We start from the raw sequence: 25,560 nt of genomic DNA, 5'->3' as shown, positions 1-25,560 counted from the left end.
TTGATCAGCGGCATGCACTGGTAGGCAAAAAGCCAACTTTAAATAGCGATAGGGTAGATCGTTTGCTAGTCTTTCCAAGCCGTTTGTGTCGGCTCAAACCCTAATACTTTATCTGCTAATAGGCGAGTTAAGCGGCCACTGTCACTGCCTAAACCATTGAGCCTAATTTCAGCCATGATAGCTTGATTGGGTTTATCGTTGATATTTAGATCATTATAATAACGACGACCATAAACGGCAAAGCCAATGCAGCAATCTTCGTAATCTATGCCAACTAACGCATCGAGGGTTTGGTTGCGCCGATAGTCATACTGCCCTTGTGCTAGTACTCGCCAGTTGTTGTTTATTGGAAAGATAGCTGACGCCGTTAGCGCTGAAATAGGAAGCTGGTTGGTGTTTTCATCTTCTTGACGCTTGACGAAGCCGACGTTGAATAAGCTATTGCTTGAAGGCTGGTACCGTAGCTCAGTAGTGATGTAATTTAGATCATAGCTACTGTTTAGCGCGCCGCTGACATCGACCCAAACGTTATTATAAGGCTGAGTGCTAGTATTCCAAACCATTCCTGACGAGTCAGTGTCGAATACTGGCGTCTGATCTTCTAAAGTTACTCGGCCATCATCATAATAAAACTGCTCTGCAATGCTACCATCAAAACGTGTCACACCCGTTGCATCGATGTAACGATAATTGATACCAGGGGTAATGGCGTGCAAATCTTGCAGACGATCATACCCCAAAAACCAGCTGTCCGAGAAGAGCTGCTGATAGTTAATAGAAGCGATACGCGTGTTGAAGTTAGGAATATCGTTCTGATCTTCAAAAGGAGAGTAGGTATATTTCAGCCGCGGGCTCAGTAGCTGATAACCGCCCATGGTGTCATCAAAAGCGCCAAAAGGTGAGCCTGACTGATAAAAGTTCAGACCAGCATCGATGCTTGCTTGCGGGACAAATACGGACTGGCTACCATCGTCTTCATCGAGATTATTAGCGTCTAAGCTGTCTTGATCATAGGAAGTATATAGGTGCTGTAAGCTCAGCTTAGGGTTGATATACCCCCACGCAGCCTCGATAGGATAAGCGGCGCTTAGCTTATTATAAACTCTAACGCCGCTTTTTTCGGCCTCAGAGCCATCGTCAATCGACTTTTTAAAGTAGGCTGAGTCATGAACCCCTGTGAAGTTTATATTATCAGACCAAGGCAGGCGATAGTTGAGCGATAGCTGTGGTAAGCGCGAGTAAGGTTTATCTTTATCTTCTAAGCGCTCGCCAGTATTGGTAAAAGCGTCGAGAGTCTGATAGGTTTCAACTTTGAGCTCACCATTGATATAGTCGTTATAATAATTGAGCCGAGCCCGGCGCGGCAGGTTGAGCGTATTGTCAGATAACCCTAAAGTATCAAAATCATTAAGATAGTCCGCGTCAGAGACATAGCTGTATTTGGCATCACCGCTCAAGCGCGGAATGCTATTAGAGGACCAATAGTGATCATAAAACAGACTGCTACGATCCTCACCATCATACTCTTTATCATTAGGCAAATAGGAGCCGTTGAGTATACCTTCACCATAATTTTCGGTTAGATAACGAAACTCTCCTGAGAGCATGGGGTTACGGTTGGTATAAACGCGAGTATTAAGGGTGGCATCGTAGTTCGGCGCTAAATTAAAATAATAAGGTACGTCAACTTCAAGGCCGCTTTTACTACCGACACTCGCGCTCGGTAATAAGAAGCCGCTGCTGCGTCTATTGTCTATAGGGAAATTAAAATAGGGTAAATAAAATACCGGTACATCAGCAATTTTAAACGTTGTGTTGTAAGCTTCGCCGCGGCCTGTTTCGGTATCTAAATCGATGCTTTTGGCATCAAACTGCCATTTGCGGTTGGTCGGCGGGCAAGTACTAAACATCACTTCATCAAGCTCATACTGCGTCTCGTTAGGGCGGTTTAAGCGCTTGGCATAGCCGTGCGCTTGCAGCTCTACGCTAGCAAAAGCCACGTCCTTAGCTGTTGATTGTCCGGTTTCGGTATTATAATTTAAGCTGTCCGCGACGCCAATCAAACCACCTTGTGAGACTTTATCATTAACAGTGGCCGCCGGGCGCTCGGTTGCCGTACCGCGGTTTGGCGCATTGCCAATCGCTTGGTCAGTGAACATCACTTGCCCTTGTGCTGCTGCCACGCCACTGCTGAGATCCAAAACTACTTTTTGGGCCTCGATATGCTGCTCACCTTGATCGATAATCACGTTGCCAGACAACTCAGCATAATCAACATTATCATAATAACCATAATCAGACTCAGCATATATAGAGTCTTGATCGTTTAGAGGCGCATTGGCGTCGCGATTGGCCTCATTTATTGCCCGCTGGTAATTTGGATTGCGATCAGGGTAGACCCATTGACCTTCACAGCGCGGCGCAGTATCGACAGTAATGGGAACAACATTTAAATCACTCCCTAGCTTGGGCAAGGTTTGCTTTGTCTCTAAGGTGTTATCTAGCTCCGCGATAGGTACGTCATTATCGACTAGGCTTGCGGCAGTATTGGTGGCCGCCTGGTTAACATTAGTCACATCGCTATCGGGTTTTAATTCATAAAATTCTGCCAAGCGCATCAAGCTATCTTGAATAGTGTCGTCGTCGAAATTTAACTTTTCAACATTAGTAGCAGTAATGTCAGTATCAGTATCAGTGTTAGCCTCGATAGTGGCGTCAACAACCGCAATCTGCTCTGTATCCATGTTAGCCGCTATTTGTGCATCATCGTTTACTAGCGTAGTGTTGTTCTCTACAGCAGTTACTGAGCCTATAGCGGTACTCTTCTCTAGGGACGTCACAGCCATATCATTAGCGCTAGCTGTATCGAGATCCGCCACTGCGCGTTCAGCTCCTTCAGTCGCCAAAGGCTCGCGCATCTGTTGGTCATCATCGGTGATAGCAGCACTAACGGTTAAGCTAGATAGGCTTAACGCACCGAATAAAATCATGCGAATGCTTTGGTAGAGCGGAGAATATAACAAGGGCACACCTATGATTGTAGAACCTATTAGCCGACTGGATGACGATAGAGACAGATAGTCAATGAATCTTAAAAGTAAGTATCAAACCAAAAGTTAGCTACTCAACTTTATAACGCGAAAAACTAGTTTAATCTTTGTTCAATGAGTGGGTAATGAGCAAAGCGACAATTATTTTGACTTATGATAGTCAAAAAAAACCAAATCAGCTACACTATTGCTGCAAATTTTGTAATGCAGCAAGGTATTTGCTTATTGATAAGCGGGCTAATCGTGAGTAGCGAGTCAATAAGACGGATAAAAATACTAAGCACTCTCAGATGGTTCGTTATTTTAGCAAGTATTTGCCTGACTTATCACTCTATTTAACCGGCGATTTTTTTATGACTACTAGCGCGATGACAGATAAAATGCTTAAGAATACTGATTCTACAATCAGCATCCAAACCCCAACGCAAATAGGGAGCGATACCGAGGCCGCTGATGAGCGTCAGCAGCAGCTACTGCATTGGTTGCAGCAAGTATTTGCCGGTCAAGACTTTAAGCTCGACAGTTTGCCAGGGGATGCCAGCAGTCGTCAGTACCATCGTCTACAATGGTTAAACCAATCAGATAGTGATGAAGCTGAGCATTATATAGTGATGGACTCTGCTGATGAGCAGCAAGCGATGCAGCAGTTTATCAACGTCACCGCTTTAATGGCACCAGCGATTAATGTACCAACCCTTATCGCGCAAGATATGGAGCAAGGGTTTTTGGTGCTGCAAGATTTTGGTACGGTGGAGTTTGCGCACTTACTGGTTGGGGCAACTCCGGCGCAAGTCGATGCGTATTATCAAGCGGCTATGCAGACTTTGATTGCACTGCAGCAAGTGCCGGTAGAGACTGCCAAAGATAAGCACCAGCTTCCTGATTATAATGAAGAGCTGCTCAATCGCGAGATGGACTTATTTAGTGACTGGTTTATACCGCACATTGAGGTCAGTTTAGACGCTAGTCTTTGGCAGACTGTCAAAACAACATTAATTAATGAGATTTTGCGGCAGCCACAAGTCGTCGTTCACCGCGATTATCACAGTCGTAATCTGATGCAAGACCAAGCTGATCATTCGCGCTTAGGCGTCATCGATTTTCAAGACGCAGTTATCGGCGCTTATAGTTATGATTTGGTCTCCTTAGTCCGTGATGCTTATGTCGACTGGCCTGAAGTACAAATCTCTAGCTGGATTAAGGACTTTTGGCAGAGGCAGAAAAACGCTGAGCTGACCACTACTGATAGTGCTGAGCAGCTTGAAAACGATGTCAATGTGATGGGCGTTCAGCGTCATCTAAAGGTGCTCGGTATCTTTATTCGTTTGTTTGAGCGTGATGGTAAGAGTCGTTATCTGGCCGATATTCCAAAGGTCATGAGCGATTTACTCTTCGAGCTTGACTGGCTGAGTAAGCAGGGTAGTGAGGAGGTAAAGCAGGCACTTATTCCCTTTAAGCAGTGGATGGAAGAGACCGTATTACCCGCTTATCAGGCTAAGTTTGTGCAGCAGTATATTTAAACCTATTACACTAATTTATAACATCAGGGAGCAGATATGTCTGCAATAACGCAAGCGATGATATTAGCAGCAGGCAAAGGTACACGCCTGCGTCCGTTGACCCTTGAGACACCAAAACCACTCGTTGAAGTCGGTGGACAGCCTTTGATTGTCTGGCATATCAAAGCACTACAAGCATCTGGTATCACTGATATCACTATTAATGCCTCATGGCTGGCTGATAAGCTGATGGCAGCGCTAGGTGATGGCTCACAATATGGCGTAAATTTGCATTGGTCAAAAGAAGGCGATGAGCCATTAGAGACAGCAGGCGGTATCTTTCAAGCGCTGCAAACGGGTAAGCTACGAGATGAGCCGTTTATTTTAGTCAATTCTGATGTGTGGACGAGCTATGATTTTGCGCAATTACAAAGCTATGAGCTTAGTGCCGATCAACGCGCGCACCTATTATTGATTGATAATCCTGAGCATAATAACGGTGGTGATTTCGCTATCAATAATGGCTTGGCAAGCGAGCAGCCGATTGCTGATGCGGATAAGTATACTTTTGCTGGTATTAGTGTGATGTCACCAAGACTACTAGATGGTCTAGTTAGTGGTCAGCCTGCTGCTCTTGCGCCACTACTTAAGCAAGCGATGCTTAAGTTTCAGATCACCGCAGAAGTCATTACCGATAACTGGATAGATGTCGGTACGCCTGAGCGCTTAGAGCAAGTCAATGCGTTTGTTAAACATCATTCTACAAATGATAAATCTGATTCTTAAAAGTCATTTATTAAACAGTTAAACAGTGATAATCATTAGAAAGGCTGCGCTATTACAATAGTGCAGCCTTTTTAATACAGGTACTGTTTCAGATTACAGCATATTAATCTCTGTTAATGGAACGTAATACTAGTAATCGCTTGTACGTTACCAAATCTAGCACAGCACCCAGATATTTATTATTATATATACTATAATGTAATATATAATGATTAAATATAGAAAATATTAACTTTACTGAAATGATAAACTACAAAATATCAGTATCGATAAACCATGCACATCAAAAAGGAATGATTATGATTTTTAAGCAATTATATGAACCGCTCTCTAGTACTTATACCTATTTGATAGGGGACACGAGTACTGGACAAGCCGTCTTGATTGATCCTGTCATTGCGACGATGGATCGCGACCTCGCTGAGCTACATAAGCTTGGCTTGACTCTAGCTTATACCATTGATACGCATATTCATGCTGATCATATTACCGCAGCGTTGGAGATGAAGCGTGAAGTGGGCAGTAAGATTGCAGCACCTGCCTATGATCGCTTGGAGTGCGCAGATATTGGCTTAGAGGACGGCGTGCCCTTTGAGCTTGATGGTATTACTTTGCATCCTTTGCATACACCAGGGCATACTGATGGGCATTTTGCCTATATCTTTGATGGGCGGGTGTTTACAGGAGACGCTTTACTGATTGAAGGCTGCGGTCGCACGGACTTTCAAAATGGTGACGCAGACGCCCTGTATCATTCTGTAAGAGACAAACTGTTTTCTTTACCAGATGAGACCTTGGTGTATCCTGCACATGACTATAAAGAGAGGTTTGTGTCTTCAATTGCGCAAGAAAAAAAGCGCAACCCAAGACTTGGCGGTGATACGACGATAGAGGAGTTTAGGGTCATTATGAATAATCTAAACCTACCGTATCCAAAATTTATCAATTATGCGGTACCGGGTAATAAGCAGTGCGGCGTTTGTCCAGAGGATTTACCTGAGAACTTGGCAGGATACTGTCGCCAAATGACACAAAGTCCGCAAGGCTAGCCTGTTCTAGGACTAACAATTTCTAGGACTGACAATTGACACGCAGCTTATAAGCGTAATAAAAAACGCAGCCTTGATAATCAAGACTGCGTTTTTTTACTGATGGAGTTTATAGTCCCATCGCAAGCCTGATTAATTGTGCAAAGGTAAAAACGACTAAAAACCCTGCCAAATATAAACCCACGAACCATGCCCATTGACTTTGTTTTTTACTTAGCTTTTTCATAATCTTATCCTTTTATTGTCTATGACATCTGTTATTGATTAGATATCAGTACATCGGATTGTGATCAGATTTGCCCTTGAACGTATAATAGGCAAACGCAGTGTAGCTTAAGATAATCGGTAACATGATAACCGCGCCTATCAGCATAAACGACAATGAGGTATCGGCGGCTGCCGCTTCATAAATGGTCATCTGATAAGGCACTATATATGGGAATATAGCAAAACAGACGCCAATATAACCCATCAAAAACAGCGCTACGGCTAACAAAAACGGACGATATTCACGTTCTGTTTTAAGGTCTTTACGCATCAAAAAGAACAGAGCCAATACGACAATCGGCATAGGGGCAAGATATAGCAGACCTGGGAAGCTAAACCAACCCTCGAGCGCCTCAATATCAGAGAAGAACATAAAGGCGGTAACTACAATCATAGAGGCTATAAGCGCTGAGAGCATCCAACCTGAGACTTTGCGCGCCCATACTTGTAGCGTGTGTTCTGTCTTAATAATCAGCCAAGTGGAACCCAGTAGCGCATAGCCGATAATCATGGCAAAACCACAAACGATAGAGAAGGGCGTGAGCCAGTCAAACGGACCGCCAGTATATAAGCGGTTGCTGGCCTCGAGTCCTTGTACCAAAGCGCCAAGCATAATGCCTTGTGAGAAGGTAGCGATCACTGAGCCTACAAAGAAAAACGTGTCCCAAACATGACGACGGGTATTGGCTTTAAAGCGAAACTCAAAGGCCACCCCGCGCATAATGAGTCCAAAGAGCATAAAGGTCACAGGTAGATACAAGCCGCTCATGATAATGCCATAAGCGACAGGAAAAGCGGCAAACAAGCCGCCGCCGCCAAGCACTAGCCAGGTCTCGTTACCATCCCAAAATGGGGCGATAGAGTTCATTATCCGGCTTCGGTTCTTATCTGAGCCTGCAAAGGGAAACAAAATACCGCAGCCCAAATCAAAGCCATCGAGTAGCACATAGATAAAGACCGATAGCGCGATAAGTCCGCCCCAGATAAGGGGTAAGTCTAATACATCACCAAAGTTAAACATTAGCGCAACCCTCCATCATCAACATCATCAGCAGGACTGTCTAGATGCTCATCACTCTTATCCTTTGTTTTTTCTTGCGGCGCATTATCACCACTCAAAGCACGGCCCTGAGCTTCGGTCACAGAATGATCATAGTAAGTATCCTCTGAAGGATCCTCGTACGGTTTAGGCCCTTGAGTAATCAGGCGGATAATGTAAAAGCTACCTGCGCCAAAGACAAAGATATACAGTACGATAAAGCCAATCAAAGTCGTCGCCACCTGCTGTGCTGCAATGGGCGACATACTCTCGCTAGTACGAATGACTTCATAGACGGTCCAGGGCTGACGTCCTGTTTCGGTGACGAACCAGCCAGCTAGTATCGCAATAAAGCCCATCGGCGTCATAAACATCCAAGCCCTATGGAACCATTTACTCTCAGGATTAAATTGTTGTTTTTTAAAGTACTTGTAAACACTAAATAAGCCAACAAGTACCATGAGCATACCAATACCCACCATAATCCTAAATGCCCAAAAGACAATAGCAACAGGCGGTTGGTCCTCGACAGCCCAATTTTTGAGTCCTTTGACCTCTCCATCTAATGAATGGGTCAAAATTAAACCCGAGACATAAGGAATACTCACTTCATACTTATTGGTTTGGTTATCTTGATCAGGTATCGCGAATAAACGTAGTGCCGCGCCGCGCTCGTCTTCCCAAATACCTTCCATCGCCGCCACTTTTGCAGGCTGATGTTCAAGGGTGTTCAAGCCATGCTCATCACCGATGAGCACTTGTAGCGGCGCTACAAAGATGGCCATAATCATCGCCATACCTAGCATCACGCGGCCATGCTTGCGATGATCTTGATGCTTTTTGGACTGCAGGTAATAGGCACCAATACCGCCGATGACAAAAGCAGTAGTCAAAAATGCTGCCGTCACCATATGTGCAAGACGGTAAGGGAAGGAGGGGTTAAAGATAATCTCAAGCCAATTGGTTGGATACAGAAGGCCATCAGCGCCTATCATAAAGCCTTGCGGCGTCTGCATAAAGCTATTAGCTGATAAAATCCAAGTGGCTGATATCAGCGTACCGACAGCGACAATTGCCGTCGAGGCAAAGTGCATGCGCTTGCTGACGCGCCCCCACCCAAAGAGCATAATACCTAAGAATGATGCTTCTAAGAAAAACGCAGTTAACACCTCATAAGCAAGCAAAGGCCCTAAGACGTTACCGGCTTTGTCTGAGAACACCGCCCAGTTGGTGCCGAACTGGTAGGACATCACCACGCCTGACACCACGCCAAGACCGAACACCACGGCGAATATCTTCACCCAGTGTTTATAAACTTCAGCGTAAATGGGATCACCCGTTTTGAGCCAGCGAAATTCTAATACGGTCAGCCAGCTGGCAAGACCGATAGAGAACGCAGGAAAGACAATATGAAAAGAGATGACAAAAGCGAACTGAATACGCGCGAGCATCAGCGCGTCCATTTGATCTATCATAAAAGAGGCAAACATAAGGGTTACCTATATTGGTTAACTGATTGGCGTAACTATCCATAATACGCGCAAGTAACTGTCCGCAATATATAAACCTTTATCACGGGCAATAGCCAAAAATAATTTGGCTGGTGTGGAATCTATGTCCTTATAAACTATATTTTTACTATCTAGACAATCGATCTAAGCAATTGAGTAGTCTTACTAGATACGACTGAAGATGATATTGAAGTCATTATGCGCTCGCTGTACAGCGGGTGCAAGTTGTGCCATGTTACCAAAGCATACCTAACAGTCATGACGAGGCTATTGAAAACCAAAACTGTGAAAATCAACAGCACGTTGCCAGTTTTTGTAAGTTAGCTATAAAAGATAGGCTTACTCTTGAAGTTGTTTGTACAAAATACGGCGCAAAGTCAAAATCGTTTGCGGGTTTTGTTGAATACTGTGGCCGCCGTTGATAATGGTCTCAGAAGCCGCACCTTCAAGGTGAGCGCTAGTATAAGGCACAATACCGTCAGACAACCGCTCAGTGATGGCTTGACTGATATCGCCATCAACTGTAACAGCGGCGACTAAAGGCTCGCGGCGTACATTTCTATCTGTGTTATCGACAGTATTGGAGTCGCTATCTTCTGCTTGCGCTTGTGATAAGTCTATCTTAGCCCCGCCTGGCTGCATTTTTGCCAAACCTTGAGTGATATCGGCATCGTTATTAGCGATAATGGAGTGATAGGTAATACGATCGTTAATAGAGATATCTTTGGTTAATTGGATAAAAGAGGACTTATTACTCAGCTGGCTTGCTCCATTTTGCAAGTATAAAGCGCCTAGAGGATTATTGGCTAAGTCGCCTTGGGTGGCAATGGTCGCCAGATTGTCTGTGACCGTCTTGACCAGCCCAACGGGCAGATACACAATGCGGCGCAGCGCACGGGTGAACCAGCGATCAGCGTAGTCGGTACCGCGAAAAGGCGTTGATAAAAATACGGCAGTATCTACCTGCGGCAAAGCCTGCAATCTAAAGCGTTTTTCTAATTGCTCTTCACCAAAAGACTGCTTAAGCGCGTCGCGTATTTTTCGTTTTTCACTAGCAGAGAGCGTCCCTTGTTCATCAAGTCTGTCCAAATCATCTATCAGGTTTTCATCAGATAACATCATGCGCGCTATGATACCGCCCATACTATGACTGATAATGACGCTGTTTTGGCTGGCAATATTTTGACCATCAGGATCTGTTTGCTGATAAGTTGCTTCAATGAGTTGCTGAATTTGATAACGGTTTTCTAATATAGGCAAGTTAGTGGGATAAAATATCTGCCAAACCTGATAATTCTCACGTAATTTATCATCATTCAAAATATCGTTAGTCAAATTGACCCAAGTGGCAGGACTCGAGGCTAACCCGTGCAGCATAATCAATACCCGCTTGTTAGGGTCATAAGGCTCAAGCATAAACAATTTGGGCAGATTGGTTTTTTGTTGACGAGTGATTAGGTTTAAGTAGCCGACGCCGTCTAGTTGATTCTCTGCAAGCCACATACCATAACCTGCCGAAAAATTCGCTGCCAGCGGATAGTCTTCGCCTAAGATAGTAGTGCTCTCACTGCGGTAAGGGTTATATAGATGAATATCGAGTTGCTCGCTACTGAGTACATCTAATACGCTATCTCCTACAGGTTTAATCAAACCGGTCATCAGCAAATGACCGCTAGGGTAGATTCGACTACTCGGGTCCTCATTGCTTATGCTTTCGTCGTTATCGGTGCTATTGTCTTGAGCCAATCTACCTGACAAAGAGGAGACGAGCAGCTGGCGAATAGTGGTCGTGTAACGGTCATTGAGAGACGCCACGAAGCTAATACCTAAACCTGGCCGCTTACTTATCGAGTTTAGTCCCGTAAGACGCAGCTCATAAGTAGAGGTCAGATCTGTCAAAGCAGAAGTTTGCTCACGAGCGTTTTGTAGATACTGGTCTTCATTGGGTAGATGGACATTGAGACCATAGTCCCCAACTTGCACCGTCATGACCTTGACTTGGTCTGTGGCACGCCCGCCCATCGCAACTTTATTAGAAATAGCGGTTTGGGCTGAATCGTCGGTAGCTGTTGTTGGTAAGTACTCAATGTGAGTGTTGCCAAACATCTTCTTAGTGCGGGCTTTAGATTGATACAGCTTGGTTATGATGTCATTGCTCGCGGCATTGTAGATATCTTGAGTTTGAATATCGACATCGTTTGGAATGCGGTTTTGTAAAGGTGCGCTTTTTTGTTTTTGAGTAGCGTTCTCAAAGTCGTGTTCTAATCTGTCATAAAATAGATACGCGTAGCTTGATTTGACGGCATCAAACAGCCGCTGTTGATAATTCATAAGACAAGCGGATGTTCTTTGTTCTTTACTTTTTGCTTGCTCCTCATCGAGTGGGGCGTTGGCAAAGTAGGGGTCAATCGGTGGCCGAGATAGCGCAGCGAGGCAGTCTGAAGATTCGGCTAATTGCCTTGCTTTGGCATAATGCAGCTCAGCGAAGATAGCAAGCGGCGAACGATAATTATCATCGAGGAGACTATCAGAGAGCTGCCCTAAACACAGATCAAAGTGCTGCAAACAGGCCGTTTCATTGAGACCAGCCGAGAGCAAGGTTGACGCGGTATTACTACTGAGTTTATTGTCTGAGACGATATTACCGCGTTGGCTACTAATGACTTTGGACTTGCTTTGCTGGCTTACAGATACCGTACTACAAGCGCTGACAAGTAGTGTAGAGGTAATAATAGTGATAGCCAAAAGCGCTTGTTTGTGAGCAGATGTTATAGCGTTTACAGCGTTACTTGCAACAGTCATAGCGAGTCTCAGTAGATAATCTCAATATAGAATAAAGACAGATTCGATAAGATAAAACCTCAAACAGTATAGCGCTAAAACAAAAAAAGCGCGCCTGCTTTATAGATAATAGTGAGTCACTACTCAATCACTATAAAGCAGGCGCGCTGTTAAAGCGGCGCTATAATCGACTGGCTTGATAACTAAAGTCAGCCTCAGCGACTAATATTATTTTAAACGACCGCTGTTTTAGATAATGCTATCTTTAACTGCCGATTAACTGGTCTGGTTGATACTATTCGGGCTGACATTGATATCAGGAGCGGGTAGATCCCAGATATAGTATTTCCCGTCTTCAATGAGTTTGATTTGTTGACGTATTACTTTATTATCTGGTACTTTTTGCTCGAGACGACGCAGGCGCGAGAGTGCTTCACTGCGGCGATCGCTTAACAGATCAGATTGAGCCAAGCTTTGTTCTGCTTCGGTATAGCCTAGGCCAACCGCTCGGTCAAGATACTTTTGACCTTCCTTAAAACCGCCGCCTTCTGAGAGCATCATGCCATATAAAAAGTTGGCCTCAGCGCTGTCAGGCTGAGCTTTGATTGCGCGATCTATATATTGACCACCGCGTACGGCATAATCTGAGCCCAAATCTAAGTTGCGGCCCATACCATTGAGCTTAGCGGCGCGAATTAAGACCTCATAAGAAGCGTCTGGCGCACTGGCAAAAGGCTCAATCCAATCTGCTAATACTTTAATCTTCTCGCGCGTGTAGTAGCGCTGTGAGCGGTTGGGGAAGTTTGGTGGATAGTGGCGCGCATTGGGCGAGACGTCTTCGATAAAATGATCAAGTAAGCTAACGTCGAGCCTATCTGCGCCTACACCGCGCTTGGTAGGGATAAGTACGGTTGAGATAAAGCTGATATCAGAGATAGTCGCTTGCGGCGCTGGGATATTGCGAAGCTGACCTTGGCTAATATCGATGCCCGTACTAGTGATAGGGCCACGCTGATACACGCGAGTAGCACGCTCCGACTCATTTGCTACGCTATTAGTAGCCGCGGCTGCTGGAGTCGCTACATTTGACTGCACCGGAATAGGCTGCGCGCCAGATTGAGTGTTGGCTGGCTGGGCACGGCGAATGATACGCTGACTTGAGTCCTTAGCGCTAGGCACGCTTGCGGTGACGCTATCAGGTGCTGCAAGGGCTGGGGTGGTCAACAGCATAGTACAAGCCGCTGCTAGAGCAGTCAGAGTTGCAAATTTGTGAGTTATATTGTGTTTCATAAAAACGGTTGCCTTTTAGTAGTCTCAAGGGAAAAGTGAGGTTTTCACTGATCTTAGTTTTGCTTATATGAATAAGTGTTTAGGTCAATGCAGTCAAAGCTATCAAAGCAGTTTATTTTTTCATACCCTAGCAATTAGTATCAGCGCTCGCAACGGTAGGATTGTTAATAATAATACTAAACATTATCTGGCAGACGTTATCCGTAAATCCTCTGCCATCGTTTGCAGCGCCAAGCTATGACTGCTTTACTTATATATGATAAGCAGCACTTTTCATACAATTCGCCATAAAACGCATACTGCGGCGTATCGGTGGTGCTAGCGCCGCACCGCCATTATCAAGGGCAAGCTGACGATGATGCAGCTCTTCGATGTCCATTTGCGCTAGTATCTCACGAGTACGCTGATCTTGCGCAGGCAGTTGGGCGATATGATCTTGTAGATGCTCACTGACTTGCGCTTCTGTCTCAGCGACAAACCCTAGACTGAACTCGTTAGAGATAGCTCCGGCCACCGCGCCCAAACCAAAGGACATGCCGTACCATAGCGGCGTAAAGACACTTGGGTGGCTACCAAGCTCATCAAGGCGAGTCTCGCACCAAACGAGATGATCGACCTCTTCAGTAGCAGATTGGTGCATGGCTTGCTTGACGGTCTCGTCTTTTGCGGTAAAGGCTTGACCATGATAGAGGCCTTGCGCGCAGACCTCACCGGTATGGTTGATACGCATAAGGCCTGCGACATGGCGAGATTCGGTGATGCTCAGCTCAGGAATCTCATCGCTACTCACAGGTAGGGGCCGAGAGCTTGGGTTTGAGTGCGGCACTACCGCTCGTAGCGCTTTATCAACGCTCAATAATAAATGGTCAATCTTTGAAAGAGGACGCGCTGTCATAAACAACTCCTAATAAAGTACGGTTTTCTACATTCATCTTACTGATTATCGACTGATACTATTAATATAGTCGATACACTCTAAAAATGTCATAGCGCTACTGGGATGAATTTTGCGCAGCCTCTGGGAACGCAGCACGCAAGTAAAATTTATACCAGTAGCGCGTTTAAATCCGTAAAAGTTTTACATTCAGCTAACTATACTAAAGCATTTAACCTTCATCATGGTTTTGTATGACAGCTTGCTGTTGATGCTTTTTGAGCTTTAAGTACAAAAAGGTGCCATAGCCAATATTTAATATGCCGGTGACCAAAAATAACTGCGGTAGTGTCAGCTGCAAGCTATTCAATACTACAATAGCAAAAATAGCAGAACCGACCATAAATATGGCATTAAAAATGTTATTAGCGCCGACTATACGCGCGCGATGACTCTTTGGCGCATAAGCTTGCATTGAGGCGTAAAGCGGCACAATATACAGACCGCCGCTAAACCCTAAGAAGAATAAGTCTACAAAAACACGCCAAGTTCCCGGTACTCCAAATAAGTCGCCAATTGTTAATAGAGTATCCCCAGCAGGCTGTATGTTCAGCCCTGATAAAGAAAAATAAAGATCAATTGCAAAAATACTTAAACCGGCAATGCCAAAGGGCAGTAGACGCAAACTAACCTCGTTTTTGGTCAGTCTCTTGCACAGCAGTGAGCCGATAGAGACCCCTACAGAAAACAAAGTCAGTAAAAATATCACGACTGACTCATCACCTTGTAAGATAACTTTGCTAAATTCTGGCGTCTGTGTCAAAAAAGTCGCGCCATAAAACCAAAACCAGCTATTGCCTAAAATAATAAAAAATAAAAAGGGCAGCGAATACAAGTAGCGAACCGTTGATAGGCTAGTGGTAAAAATATTCCAGTTGATATTTAGCTTCGGCTGCATGGCTGGCATGTGCGGAATACCGCGCGCAGCTAGATAACCTAGAGATGAGACCAAAAGCACAGTCGCGCTGATCCAGTATAGCGACTGCGGTAGCTGCGTTAATACTCCTGCGATAATCATCCCTAGCAAAATTGCCAAAGACGTACCCATCTGAAATAAGCCATTAGCGCCAACCAGCTCATCTTCTCGCATTGCTTGGGGTAGATAAGCATATTTAATAGGACCAAAAAAGGTAGAATGGGTACCCATCAAAAATAACGCCACAAACAGTAGCACATACCACTCAAACATAAAGCCAATAGCGGCCACTGTCATAATGACGATCTCAAGTATTTTTACCAAACGCGTGAGTTTGGATTTTTCAAACTTATCGGCGATTTGTCCGGCGAGCGCTGAGAATAAAAAGTATGGCAAAATAAAGAGCATCGCGGCTAAGTTGTTAAGAATGCTAACCTCAGCACCGAGCTGGCTTGCGGCCGTATAAGTCAGCACTAATATCAGTGCCTGCTTAAAAATATTGTCATTGAAAGCGCCCAAAAACTGGGTAAAAAACATGGCACTAAAACGCCGCCGCTTGAATAACTGAAACTGATTTGCCATGAGGCTTCCTATGAGCGAGTACTTTTAATCGTTTAAATAACCACAGATCAAGATAAAAACGGGTAGTCGGATAATGACGCTATCAGACGTGACCAGAGGCTACCATACGAGGGATAGCGGTTATGCTGTTGCTAATATGGTAATTATAAATAGTATCAATAACTTATTAAAATATATGATAGGTTTTATGATTTTAACCTCGTATAATAGCAAGGCTTTGGGGCAAATACATGTGTTAAATGCTATGATATGTTCGTGAGCTCAGTTATGATTTGTAAATTTTATAAGCCCTGATGCAGCAGTGATATTTTGATAATTATCAGCCTCTACATCGTTAAGTGTGCATCGTTTTCGCTATATCAATAGGTTCGCTTTACAAGGCTATAAACAGGCTTTTTAGAGCGTTTGTTGACCGTTACGCTAGGCTTAAGTGGCCATATTAGATGATAGGATAGTATTAGTCATGAGAAGTAACCCCTCATTGCATCACGCTTCAATGACCGCTTCGATACTCGTGTCGGAACCTTGTGTATCCAGCACGGCCCTGTCATCTACCTCTAATCGGTTAGCGCTAATCGGCGCGCATGCTCAGCACACAAGCATTGGCGTACGTCACCATTTTGCCCGAACCGCTTTATTTAGCGCTGTCGCTAGTGTTTTGGTTGGTGTTGGGATGGCCTCTGCCAGTGCCGCTGAGACCGACCCTCGCGCAGAGGCGGCACAAAGCCCTACAGCGTCTAACCCGCAAGTAGAAGTCCAAAACAACTCTCAGAGCACTTCACAAACCAATGTAGCGCAGGATGGTTCAGACGATAGCCTTATTGATTTTGACTCAGAAGCGGAGCTTGATGCGGCTTTAGAGGCTTTGCGCCTAAGAAGAGATTTTGAGCAGGGAGAAGTCGATAAATCCGTACTCGATGAGTTCAGTGAAGAAGTCAGCCAAGATGGCGATATTAATACTAGTGAGATAAATACTGGCACGGACGCTGAAAACAATAATAGTAATGAAGCGGATGTATCGCCAGTCAGTAACAATGATTTTGATAGCGATGCCGAGCTGCAACGACAGGCAACGGCGATACAGCAGCAAGGGTATCAGATGATGACTCCCGAACAGATTGATCGGGAACTTGCGGCTTTGGACGCTGAGAATGACTCTTTTATGGAGAGTACGAGTAATGGCAACACCGACGGTTTAGATGATGTTTTTGATGCAGGGTTTAGTAGCGACCCAAACAGCTTTGATAGTAATAAGGTAGACAGTCAATTCGATAGTTTTAATGACCGTACTGTTTTAAATGACGAAGGCTTTAATGCGCCTATTGCCCGACTTGATAGTCAGCAATTACCTTTAGGATTAGATCCAAAAATCGACTCTGCGACTTTGCCTACGCCCAACAATCTTGAGACTTTAAACCGCGCACAAACTCCAGAAGAGCAGGCACAAACAGCAGAGATAATGGCGCGTCCTATTGAGGTGAGCGACTCTGTTAGTAGTGGCCGAGTCGATGACGGTGCTGACATCACTGAGAAAAACAATCCTGAGCAGATATTAGCGCAGCAAGACAATCGTTCAGTGACAGGTGCTGATGATACTATCGCTGAAGCACAAATCGAGGCCAGCGATGGCGAGGTGGCTGATGATCAAAATAGTGATCAAAGCGGCGATCTTAATCCTGATGACTATCTGCCAGATTATCAAGCACAGGACAATGCTGACGCCGTCGCAGAAGGCGTGACTCAAGCGAATAATTCTAAACCATTAGCTCGCAATGAAGGCGGTATTGTCAAACGTTTGTATAATCGCCTATTTAACGGCGGCGTAGCAGCGTTGCCGCGTGTTGAGACCACGGTTTATCTGCAGCAAGACGCAGATAGAAGCCCTAACAATGCTACCAATGATGCGGCTCAGGGTACGCCAAGACTGATCAAGGCTGATGAAGATATTCAGCCGATTAATAATATCAAAGCTGCTATCGATGATACTACCGTTCAGTCGGTCACTGACTTCACCGCAGCCCTGCCACGCCTGCGAGAGACCGCTCTGAATGCGGCAAAAGCTGTAGGCTATTATGATATTTCTCTCAAACTACGTCAGCCGGATGCCAACAGTATCGATGTGATCATCGAAAAGCTGGGTGAACCGGTAATTGTCGATAGCCGTATCGTCGATGTCCGTGGTGAGGGCGCCGAGCAAGCCGAGTTTAAAACGCTAGAAGAGACAGCGCTGCCAGCAGAGGGCGATGTCTTTAACCATAGAGTTTATAAAAATAGTAAGGCTGCTCTTGAGGCTCTAAGCCGCACTTATGGCTATTTTGATGAGAATTGGCTGAATAAATCGGTCGACATCATCTTGCCAGATAATAAAGCCGATATATCACTCGTTTATGATACTGGGGTTCGTTATGACTTCGATGACGTGGTGTTTTTTACGTACGATGAGGCGACAGGCACCCTCACGCGCGACCCTGATAAGCTACCCGTAGAGCTGCCTTTACTGCGTCAGTTGCTACACTTTGAAGCTGGTGATCCTTTTTATCGTCCCGATGTGACCAAGTTAAGTAATGATCTAGCGGCAACGCGCTACTTCAATACGGTCAACGTTGAGAGCTTATTGCCACCCGATGAGCTGAGTGCTGGCAGTACGCTAGCTTTTGATAATACTGCTAATCAGTCAGATAATGTAGAAGATGGCGATTTAGACATTGATGTTAAAGAAGGGGCAAACGTAGGCGCTGGCGATACTGATCTCATTGGCGAGAGCCGTGACAATCTTAGCAGTGATGAGGATGATTCAGAGGTTGTTGCTGAAAGCCTTGAGGCGAACAGTGGCACTACCGTTGATGCCGCTGATATCGCTCCTATTGAGTTCCAAGTCGATGAACAAACGCAAAATAAATTACAAGAAGTCAAAGCCAAAGCCAATCGTTTAAGTAGCCTACCTAATGATCGGGTATTGGATGAAAAGGACGAAAAGGCTGAGAACTTCTTAGGAAAAATCAGCGACTCAATCAGTAATATTGCCGAGAAGATATTCCCTGAAGAAGAAACCATTTTTGATGAGGATTTTGTACCGCCAACTTTAGCCAATCGTATTACCCCTGAAGAGGTTTTTGAAAGTAAAAAAGTGCCTTTGTACGTCTTTGTCTCCGCAGATAAGCCGCGTGATGCTCAGATTGGTCTGGGTTATGGTACTGATACCGATATCCGTGCTACTGCAAAGATTGACTATAATTTGGTTAATCGTCAGGGCTACCAAGCCGGCGCGGAAGTAGAAGCCTCACGCATCAGTAAAAACGTGACTGTCTATGGTAGTCGCCCTTGGAAGCATCCGCTCAATGATAAATTAGAGGCGCGTCTGACTTATGAAGAGGAAGTCATCGATCAAGGTGAAGGGAACTTTGATCTATCGACTAATACTGTAAAGGCAGCTTTGGCTAGAAATATTCGTAAAGAGAGCGGCTGGAATAGGAGCTATTCGGTACGTTATCGGTTAGATGAGCTCGAAACTGGGGTTGACGATACAAAGTTAGAAGATCTACCGGTACGTTTCACCTCTTCAAGACCTACGCAGCAAGCTTTGTTGTTTGGTTACGGTATTAATAAAACCGACGTCAACAATGCTATCAATCCTACCAGCGGCTATCGTCAGTATTATGGTATCGAAGCCGGCGCTGAGAGCGTACTTAGCGATACTGATCTGGCGATTGTGCGCGCCGGTGTCAGCGGTATTTATAGCTTTGGTGAGGATGATAAGCACCAAGTGCTAGGCGGCTTCAATACCGGGTATATTTGGGCGGATGACTTTTATGAAGTGCCTTATAAGCTACGCTTCTTCGCCGGCGGTGATCAGAGTATTCGCGGGTATGATTATGAGAGCTTATCACCGTTAGAAAACGGTTATCTGACTGGTGGACAGATTCTCGCCGTCGGTAGTGCTGAATATAACTATGAATTTAGACCGGGTTTCCGCGGGGCATTATTCACCGATGTGGGTAATGCTTATGATAAAGACTTCAAAACTGATACTAAAGTAGGGGTCGGCGTTGGTATTCGCTGGGCGTCGCCTGTTGGTGTGGTGCGAGTCGATGTGGCAGCTGGGGTGACAGAGGATAGTATTCCGGTGCGTTTGCATTTCTTTATCGGCTCGCCGTTATAAGCGGATGCATAATTAAGTCTTTTAACTAAGAACTTATAACTAAGCTAAACGAGAACCCAAGCAAGGCTCGCAGGCGAAGAGCTAATAATTTTTTACTTGATTGAGTGTCATGTTGAATAATAAAACCCCACCTAACGACCCGTCGTCTAAAGATCCTGCGCAACGAGATGCCCACGCGGTGCGTCGGTGGTATCCGCTATCTTTTTTGCTAAAGCTGCTAGCATTGATTGCTATTGTCTTAGTTGTGATGTTCGCGGTGTTTTTTTATGCAGCAGGTACGGATGCAGGCACTAAGTTTTTATTAGAAAAAGTCGGTAGCGAAACGGGCGTCAAGCTCAAATATGGCAGTGGTAACCTGCGTGACGGTATTATGGTCACTGATATCGATCTTAAGGCTACCGAAGATCTTGAGATTAAAGTAGACCAGGCTTACGTCAAAATAGGCTGGCGCGCTGTATTTGCTAAAGAAGTACACTTACGTGATGCCGATATCCAGCGTATTGAGATTATCAATACTAAGCCGCCAACCGGTGAGCCGTTCGATTATAAGACGCTTGAGCTACCAGTCAATCTGCGTTTCGACCAAGCCAAAATCAAAACTATCGTCTATAAGCAAGTGACTAAAGAGCCGGTCATCGTTAACGATATAGCGGCAAGGGATTTGACTTGGGTCGGCAGTCAGGTCACAGTTGACAGTGGTAAGCTCTTTTATAGTGATATTGTAAAAGTCAGTGCGCTACAAGGTGAGATCGACCTACAAGGCGACTACCCCTTAGATCTAAGCGCTATTGTTGAAGTCAGCGCCCTTGAAAAAGCTTATATAGATCCGCTCAATGTCAAAGCAACTGGTACTCTAAAACGTACGATAGGTAAAGTGCGCAGCCGCTACAATGATAGTGATGTCAGCGGCGAGTTTGTCGCACAAGGGCTAGATGAAGGCTCACCGTTTGAAGCGAAACTGCGCTGGGATGATGTACTGATACCGTATGCTGATGCGCAAAATATCCATCTAAAAAGCGGTATGGCGACTGCTTCTGGCGTGGTTTCGGATATTAAACTGCGCATCAATACGGAGCTGACCGCCAAAGACATACCTTCAGGCCGTTATAAAGGCCGCGCGGTGATTGCCAATAGTCAGCTGCGTATCGATCGCTTAGATGCTGATGTGCCCGCAGGACGGCTAACCTTGCAGGGGATATTGGACTGGAGCGAGAGCTTCGATGCCAAAATTCGCGCTGTAGGCAATGGCTTTGATATCCGCCAAGCGATTCCAGATGAGTATAGCGACTTTAAGGCTTATGCGCCGCAGACGCTTAATGGTCGACTATCGCTACATTATCAACAAAAAAACCTCAGCAATAATCTGCAAGTTGATGCCGATTTGCGTCAGCGTGATGGCGAGCATATCAACGCTAATATTGTCCGCGGTAAGCTATCTGCCAAATCTAAACAGCCAGCGCCTATGTATATCGATGCTAGATGGCAGAACTTGACCCGCCGTGATGTGCCAAGTATTGGCAATATCGATAGCCCAAGCGGCCGCGCTGATGTCATCGTGCGCGGCTCAAACTTATCTGTCGATGCCAATGCTGTCATCAATGAATTAAATGCCGCGCCAAAAGGCAATTATGATGTCCGCATTCGCAAAAATGCTAATGTCATCGATATCAATCGTCTCAACTATCAGGGCATCGTTGGCGACTTATCTGGCACCGGGCAAATACAACTCGCCACCAATCAGCGCCCGCTGACTTGGCAGGTGGATGCGCGTACCAACGGCTTGTTGCCGAAACAATATCGTAGTGATCTGCCGCTTGAGCGTTTAACAGGTAACCTGAGCGCGCGCGGCCGCCTGCTAAATATCCGCAAAAACGGCGTCAAAGGTCAGCGGCATATTGTCAATATTACGAGTACCGACCTACAAGCAAAGCTAGACGCTAGTCAAGACCAGCGCGCTATCGGCGTTACTGGTAATGGCGACGCTGAGATAGACCTTATCGGCGGTGAGCTGTCAGTGTTTGACGTACGCTTCGATGGCCGCATTGATACTCAAGATGTACCCGATGGTTTGTTATCGATAAGCGCAGCAGGCACACCAAAGCTTATCAGCGTTCGCAAACTGGATTACAGTGGTGAAGCTGGCGCAGTGAACGCAAAAGGCGTCATCGATCTGCGTGATAATATTGGCTGGAGCGTCACAGGACGTTTTGATAACTTCGATGTTGGTTACTTTCTTCCTAATAATCCGGCTATTTTGACCGGAGATTTGGTTACTAGTGGTGAGTGGCAACAGCCCGCGAGTACAGCGGCTAATAGCCAAGGTAAGCTGCAGCGCTTTGCTGTCAATTTTGATGGCGTTTTAGATGCTGAGCAGCTGCCAGCAGGCAAGCTGACGATTGATGCAAGTGGCGATGCGCAGCTGATTCGTATTAAGCGCTTTCGTCATGTAGGCGCGGCCGGCAGTATCGATGCTAAAGGTAGCGTGGACGTACGCCAAGGCATTGCTTGGGACATCAACGCCACTATGGATCGCTTCAACTTAGGGTACTTTTTAAAAGACACGCCAAGTACCATCACCGGCAGTATAAAAACTGATGGACGCTGGGGCGAAACCCAGCAGGTTATCAACTTACAGCAGATTAATCTGCGCGGCATGCTCAAGGGTCAACCACTAAGTGCCAAAGGTAGTTTGTCTGCTAAGCTTAGCTTACCCAAGGACTTAGGCAGCTATTTTGAACGCCTGCAAGCTCAGGATAGCGAAACGCAGTACAAGCAAGTGAACGCTTTAATTGATAGCCTTGATGCCAATGATTTAGTGCTACGGTGGGGCGATAACTACTTAACTGCTAACGGTAATGCTAAGCAGCTACAAGCCAAAATCAATATCACAAGCCTAGATCAGTTATCTGACCAGCTCGCCGGTAAGGTTAGCGGCGGGGCCACTCTATCGCAGCCCGCAGGCCAAGCCTTGCCAACGATTTACGTGGACTTAGTGGGTGAGCGCATTGCCTTGCCAGGGTTTGTTTTACGTCAAGGGCGCGTGCGCGGCAAGTTAGTGAATCTCGCAAATAGTCCAAGTCAGCTGATAGTCAGTGCTGAAGGCTTAGATGCCGCTGGTCAAAGCTTCCAAAAGGTCAAAGCGACCTTCAATGGTACTGAGCAGGCACACGTGGTCAATCTCGATGTGGCCAATGATGAGCTTAACGTCTTAGCGCGCTTAAAAGGCGGCTTCAATCGCGACGAGCTGATATGGCGCGGCGCAATAGGAAATGGTAGCGTCAAATCTAAATATGCCACGCTCAACCAGCTACAACCGGCGCAGCTTATCTTAAACTTGCCTCAAGGCGAAAGCAATCCGCTAAAAGTACAGCTGGCAGCACATTGCTGGCAGGCCGCTGATCAAAGTGGCAAGCTGTGCTTACGGGAGAACCTAATCGCCTCAGCCGATGCCGGTCAAGTCAATTTAGCGATACAAAATCTTGATACCTCCCTATTTTCAGTATTTTTGCCTAAAGATATCGATTGGCAGGCGAAGATCAATGGCAAAGCTGTCGTTGGTTGGCAACAGGGCCGTGCTCCTACTATTAACACCACTTTATATTCGGACAACGGCAAAATCGGTCTGATTCAAGATGGTGATTTGGCTCCAGTGAGCTTACCTTATAAGCGCGTCTCGCTGATTGCGTTATCGGTCCCTGAAGGTGTCAAGCTGCGTACAGATATCAACACTGGTCGCGGTGCCCGTGGCTATGCCGAAGTCATTGTGGATCCGTATAAAGATCCTAAACCTATCTCCGGCGCTTTGGTATTAAATGAGCTAAATTTAGCGATATTTAAACCTTTCTTCCCAGGTATGCGTGTGCTTGAAGGGAATATCACCATGGCAGGTGGCCTTGGCGGTACTCTAACCAAGCCGCAGTTCTACGGCGATGTCAAACTCGCTGATGGTCGTATCGCTATGCTTGGGTTACCGGTGAATCTTACTAATGTCAACACCACCGCCAAAATCCGCGGTACAGAGGCGGTGATAGACGGTAGCTTCAATAGTGGTACGGGTACCGGTGAGCTTACCGGTACGGTAAACTGGCAGCAAGAGCTACAGGCCAAACTCAGTATCATCGGTGAGCGTCTAGTGCTGACTCAGCCGCCGCTACTCTCAGCAGAGGTCAATCCAGACATCGATATCATCGTGCGTCCAAATGACAAATACGTCAATATTGAAGGCGCTGTCAGTATACCTACTGCGACGATCCGTCCTCCTGAGGCCAGCGAAGATATCATCACCCAGACCGAAGATGCAGTGGTGCTCGATAGGCGTCTAATCGGTAATATTGATGAAGTACTGGCGGTGTCTAAGCCTTGGTCGATCAACGCCGATATCGGTGTCGATTTAGGCGATGATATCAATTTCCGCGGTTTTGGTGCGGTTATTCCACTGGCAGGCGCCATTAATATCACTCAAAATGGTAGTGGCGTCATGCGCGCTAAAGGTGTCGTACAAGTCTCGAAGCGTACTAGTATCGATGCTTTTGGCCAAAGCTTAGAGCTGAATTACGGACAAATACGCTTTAACGGCGATGTCATGAAGCCTGATCTTAGCATCGAAGCGGTCAAAATCATCGATGATAATATCGTTGGTGTCCGCATCAAGGGCGATACTGAAAATCCAAATATTATCGTCTTTAATAATGCCGGACTGACGCAGCAACAAGCAATGAATGCTTTGGTGACAGGACGTATTAATGACGGTAGCCCCAGCCAAATCAGTGAGCAGGGCTTTAAGTCGCAAGTGACCAATAACTTAGCCGCTGCCGGTCTTAACTTTGGCTTGAGTGGTACGCGTAGTCTCACCAATCAGATCGGCCAAGCTTTTGGTTTCCAAAGCTTAACCGTTGATGCTTCAGGCAACAGTGATGACACTAATGTCAACGTTACCGGTTATATCTCGCCTGATTTGTATATTCGTTACGGGGTAGGGGTGTTCAATGCTGAAAATAGTCTGTCAGTGCGGTATCAGTTGACTCGCCGTGTCTATTTAGAAGCGACCTCCGCTGCTGAAAACGCGGTGGATGTGGTCTATAGTTGGCAGTTCTAATACCAATAAAAAACGCCTTTATTTAAAGGCGTTTTTTATTGATTCAAGCTAGGGCGTGTCCCTATTTTAAAAATGGTGATAAAAATGAGATAAATCGCAGGCAAACAAGGAAAATAGCGCAGGTAATATCAAGATATTGACCAGCTATTTGACACCGTTTGCCAAAGATTTAGCCATTTTTAGCCCGTTTAGTCATAAACGCTTGAATTAGGGACACGCCCTAATACTGACTTGGGCGAATATGAGCTAAAACAGCGCAATAAGCTCAGTAACTAGTGAGTTAAAAGCTACTCGATTAAAAATTACTTGGCCAAAAGCTGCTTGATTAAAAACCACTTGGCCAAAAGCTACTTGGTCAAAATCAAACGATTATTTCGAGTCAAGCGCAGACGATATTCTTCCCCCTCATGCTCTATACGCACCTCTTTGGTCAAAGCAAATAAGTGCTGCGACTGCAGGGTAGGTAGACGATTGTCACGGTTGTTTAGATAGCGAGAGATGACCAGACTCATAATGAATTCCTTTTGATAGTAAAATAGAGCGTTAATAAATGAATTAACTTAACGATAATAATTATCATTTACATCCATGGTTTTTGCAAG

The 25,560-nt window shown here is 45.6% G+C and carries 14 protein-coding genes; 5 read left to right on the top strand and 9 right to left on the bottom strand.

Going from position 1 to position 25,560, the window contains the following annotated elements; genetic code table 11:
• Positions 1-65 precede the first annotated feature (65 nt).
• Complete coding sequence (locus AAEY83_RS04715) at positions 66-3,023, bottom strand: LPS-assembly protein LptD (protein ID WP_025647071.1); 2,958 nt, start codon at positions 3,021-3,023, stop codon at positions 66-68.
• Positions 3,024-3,403: 380 nt separating this feature from the next.
• Between AAEY83_RS04715 and AAEY83_RS04710 the strand changes: the two genes are divergently transcribed.
• The 3 genes from AAEY83_RS04710 to AAEY83_RS04700 all read left to right on the top strand — a co-directional run bounded on the left by AAEY83_RS04710 (position 3,404) and on the right by AAEY83_RS04700 (position 6,384).
• Positions 3,404-4,570, top strand: coding sequence for an aminoglycoside phosphotransferase family protein (locus AAEY83_RS04710; protein ID WP_227501949.1), 1,167 nt, complete (start codon positions 3,404-3,406; stop codon positions 4,568-4,570).
• 36 nt (positions 4,571-4,606) lie between these two features.
• Positions 4,607-5,335 carry an N-acetylmuramate alpha-1-phosphate uridylyltransferase MurU gene (gene murU, locus AAEY83_RS04705; RefSeq protein ID WP_025647069.1) on the top strand — a complete coding sequence of 243 codons (729 nt, stop codon included), beginning with the start codon at positions 4,607-4,609 and terminating at the stop codon, positions 5,333-5,335.
• 299 nt (positions 5,336-5,634) lie between these two features.
• Positions 5,635-6,384 carry an MBL fold metallo-hydrolase gene (locus AAEY83_RS04700; RefSeq protein ID WP_025647068.1) on the top strand — a complete coding sequence of 250 codons (750 nt, stop codon included), beginning with the start codon at positions 5,635-5,637 and terminating at the stop codon, positions 6,382-6,384.
• 109 nt (positions 6,385-6,493) lie between these two features.
• On the opposite strand, the gene AAEY83_RS04695 is transcribed toward AAEY83_RS04700, so the two are convergent.
• The 7 genes from AAEY83_RS04695 to AAEY83_RS04665 all read right to left on the bottom strand — a co-directional run bounded on the left by AAEY83_RS04695 (position 6,494) and on the right by AAEY83_RS04665 (position 15,704).
• On the bottom strand, positions 6,494-6,610 hold the full coding sequence (locus tag AAEY83_RS04695; protein ID WP_156923998.1) for a DUF2474 domain-containing protein: 117 nt from the start codon (positions 6,608-6,610) through the stop codon (positions 6,494-6,496).
• Between the two features lie 45 nt (positions 6,611-6,655).
• A complete protein-coding gene (gene cydB / locus AAEY83_RS04690) occupies positions 6,656-7,672 on the bottom strand; it encodes a cytochrome d ubiquinol oxidase subunit II (RefSeq protein WP_025647067.1) in 1,017 nt (338 codons plus the stop codon).
• Positions 7,672-9,180, bottom strand: coding sequence for a cytochrome ubiquinol oxidase subunit I (locus AAEY83_RS04685; protein ID WP_037059821.1), 1,509 nt, complete (start codon positions 9,178-9,180; stop codon positions 7,672-7,674). The genes cydB and AAEY83_RS04685 overlap by 1 nt, the downstream gene beginning before the upstream one ends.
• Positions 9,181-9,540: 360 nt before the next feature.
• Positions 9,541-12,003, bottom strand: a complete 2,463-nt coding sequence (locus AAEY83_RS04680; protein ID WP_025647065.1) for an esterase/lipase family protein — start codon at positions 12,001-12,003, stop codon at positions 9,541-9,543.
• Between the two features lie 255 nt (positions 12,004-12,258).
• The gene (locus AAEY83_RS04675; RefSeq protein WP_025647064.1) at positions 12,259-13,272 is read right to left on the bottom strand and encodes a tetratricopeptide repeat protein; all 1,014 of its coding nucleotides are present in this window, start codon (positions 13,270-13,272) and stop codon (positions 12,259-12,261) included.
• 250 nt (positions 13,273-13,522) lie between these two features.
• On the bottom strand, positions 13,523-14,167 hold the full coding sequence (coq7, locus tag AAEY83_RS04670; protein ID WP_025647063.1) for a 2-polyprenyl-3-methyl-6-methoxy-1,4-benzoquinone monooxygenase: 645 nt from the start codon (positions 14,165-14,167) through the stop codon (positions 13,523-13,525).
• Between the two features lie 211 nt (positions 14,168-14,378).
• Positions 14,379-15,704 (bottom strand): MFS transporter, encoded by a 1,326-nt coding sequence (locus tag AAEY83_RS04665; RefSeq protein ID WP_025647062.1) that lies wholly within the window; start codon positions 15,702-15,704, stop codon positions 14,379-14,381.
• Positions 15,705-16,167: 463 nt separating this feature from the next.
• Between AAEY83_RS04665 and AAEY83_RS04660 the strand changes: the two genes are divergently transcribed.
• Positions 16,168-19,863, top strand: a complete 3,696-nt coding sequence (locus AAEY83_RS04660; protein ID WP_227501950.1) for an autotransporter assembly complex protein TamA — start codon at positions 16,168-16,170, stop codon at positions 19,861-19,863.
• Between the two features lie 109 nt (positions 19,864-19,972).
• On the top strand, positions 19,973-24,958 hold the full coding sequence (locus AAEY83_RS04655) for a translocation/assembly module TamB domain-containing protein (RefSeq protein ID WP_025647060.1): 4,986 nt from the start codon (positions 19,973-19,975) through the stop codon (positions 24,956-24,958).
• 347 nt (positions 24,959-25,305) lie between these two features.
• Here the strand turns inward: AAEY83_RS04655 and hemP are convergent, their stop codons facing one another.
• A complete protein-coding gene (hemP, locus tag AAEY83_RS04650) occupies positions 25,306-25,470 on the bottom strand; it encodes a hemin uptake protein HemP (RefSeq protein WP_084212668.1) in 165 nt (54 codons plus the stop codon).
• Positions 25,471-25,560: the final 90 nt, after the last annotated feature.

The organism is Psychrobacter sp. TB20-MNA-CIBAN-0197 (assembly GCF_040309765.1).
GTDB lineage: Bacteria > Pseudomonadota > Gammaproteobacteria > Pseudomonadales > Moraxellaceae > Psychrobacter > Psychrobacter submarinus.
The sequence above is the reverse complement of the archived record's forward strand: the minus strand, read 5'-3'. Positions and strand labels throughout refer to the sequence as shown.

Coding starts and splice junctions, on each gene's coding strand:
- AAEY83_RS04710 (WP_227501949.1), top strand. CDS start 3,404: ATGACTACTAGCGCGATGACAGATAAAATGCTTAAGAATACTGATTCT.
- murU (WP_025647069.1), top strand. CDS start 4,607: ATGTCTGCAATAACGCAAGCGATGATATTAGCAGCAGGCAAAGGTACA.
- AAEY83_RS04700 (WP_025647068.1), top strand. CDS start 5,635: ATGATTTTTAAGCAATTATATGAACCGCTCTCTAGTACTTATACCTAT.
- AAEY83_RS04695 (WP_156923998.1), bottom strand. CDS start 6,610: ATGAAAAAGCTAAGTAAAAAACAAAGTCAATGGGCATGGTTCGTGGGT.
- cydB (WP_025647067.1), bottom strand. CDS start 7,672: ATGTTTAACTTTGGTGATGTATTAGACTTACCCCTTATCTGGGGCGGA.
- AAEY83_RS04685 (WP_037059821.1), bottom strand. CDS start 9,180: ATGTTTGCCTCTTTTATGATAGATCAAATGGACGCGCTGATGCTCGCG.
- AAEY83_RS04680 (WP_025647065.1), bottom strand. CDS start 12,003: ATGACTGTTGCAAGTAACGCTGTAAACGCTATAACATCTGCTCACAAA.
- AAEY83_RS04675 (WP_025647064.1), bottom strand. CDS start 13,272: ATGAAACACAATATAACTCACAAATTTGCAACTCTGACTGCTCTAGCA.
- coq7 (WP_025647063.1), bottom strand. CDS start 14,167: ATGACAGCGCGTCCTCTTTCAAAGATTGACCATTTATTATTGAGCGTT.
- AAEY83_RS04665 (WP_025647062.1), bottom strand. CDS start 15,704: ATGGCAAATCAGTTTCAGTTATTCAAGCGGCGGCGTTTTAGTGCCATG.
- AAEY83_RS04660 (WP_227501950.1), top strand. CDS start 16,168: ATGAGAAGTAACCCCTCATTGCATCACGCTTCAATGACCGCTTCGATA.
- AAEY83_RS04655 (WP_025647060.1), top strand. CDS start 19,973: ATGTTGAATAATAAAACCCCACCTAACGACCCGTCGTCTAAAGATCCT.
- hemP (WP_084212668.1), bottom strand. CDS start 25,470: ATGAGTCTGGTCATCTCTCGCTATCTAAACAACCGTGACAATCGTCTA.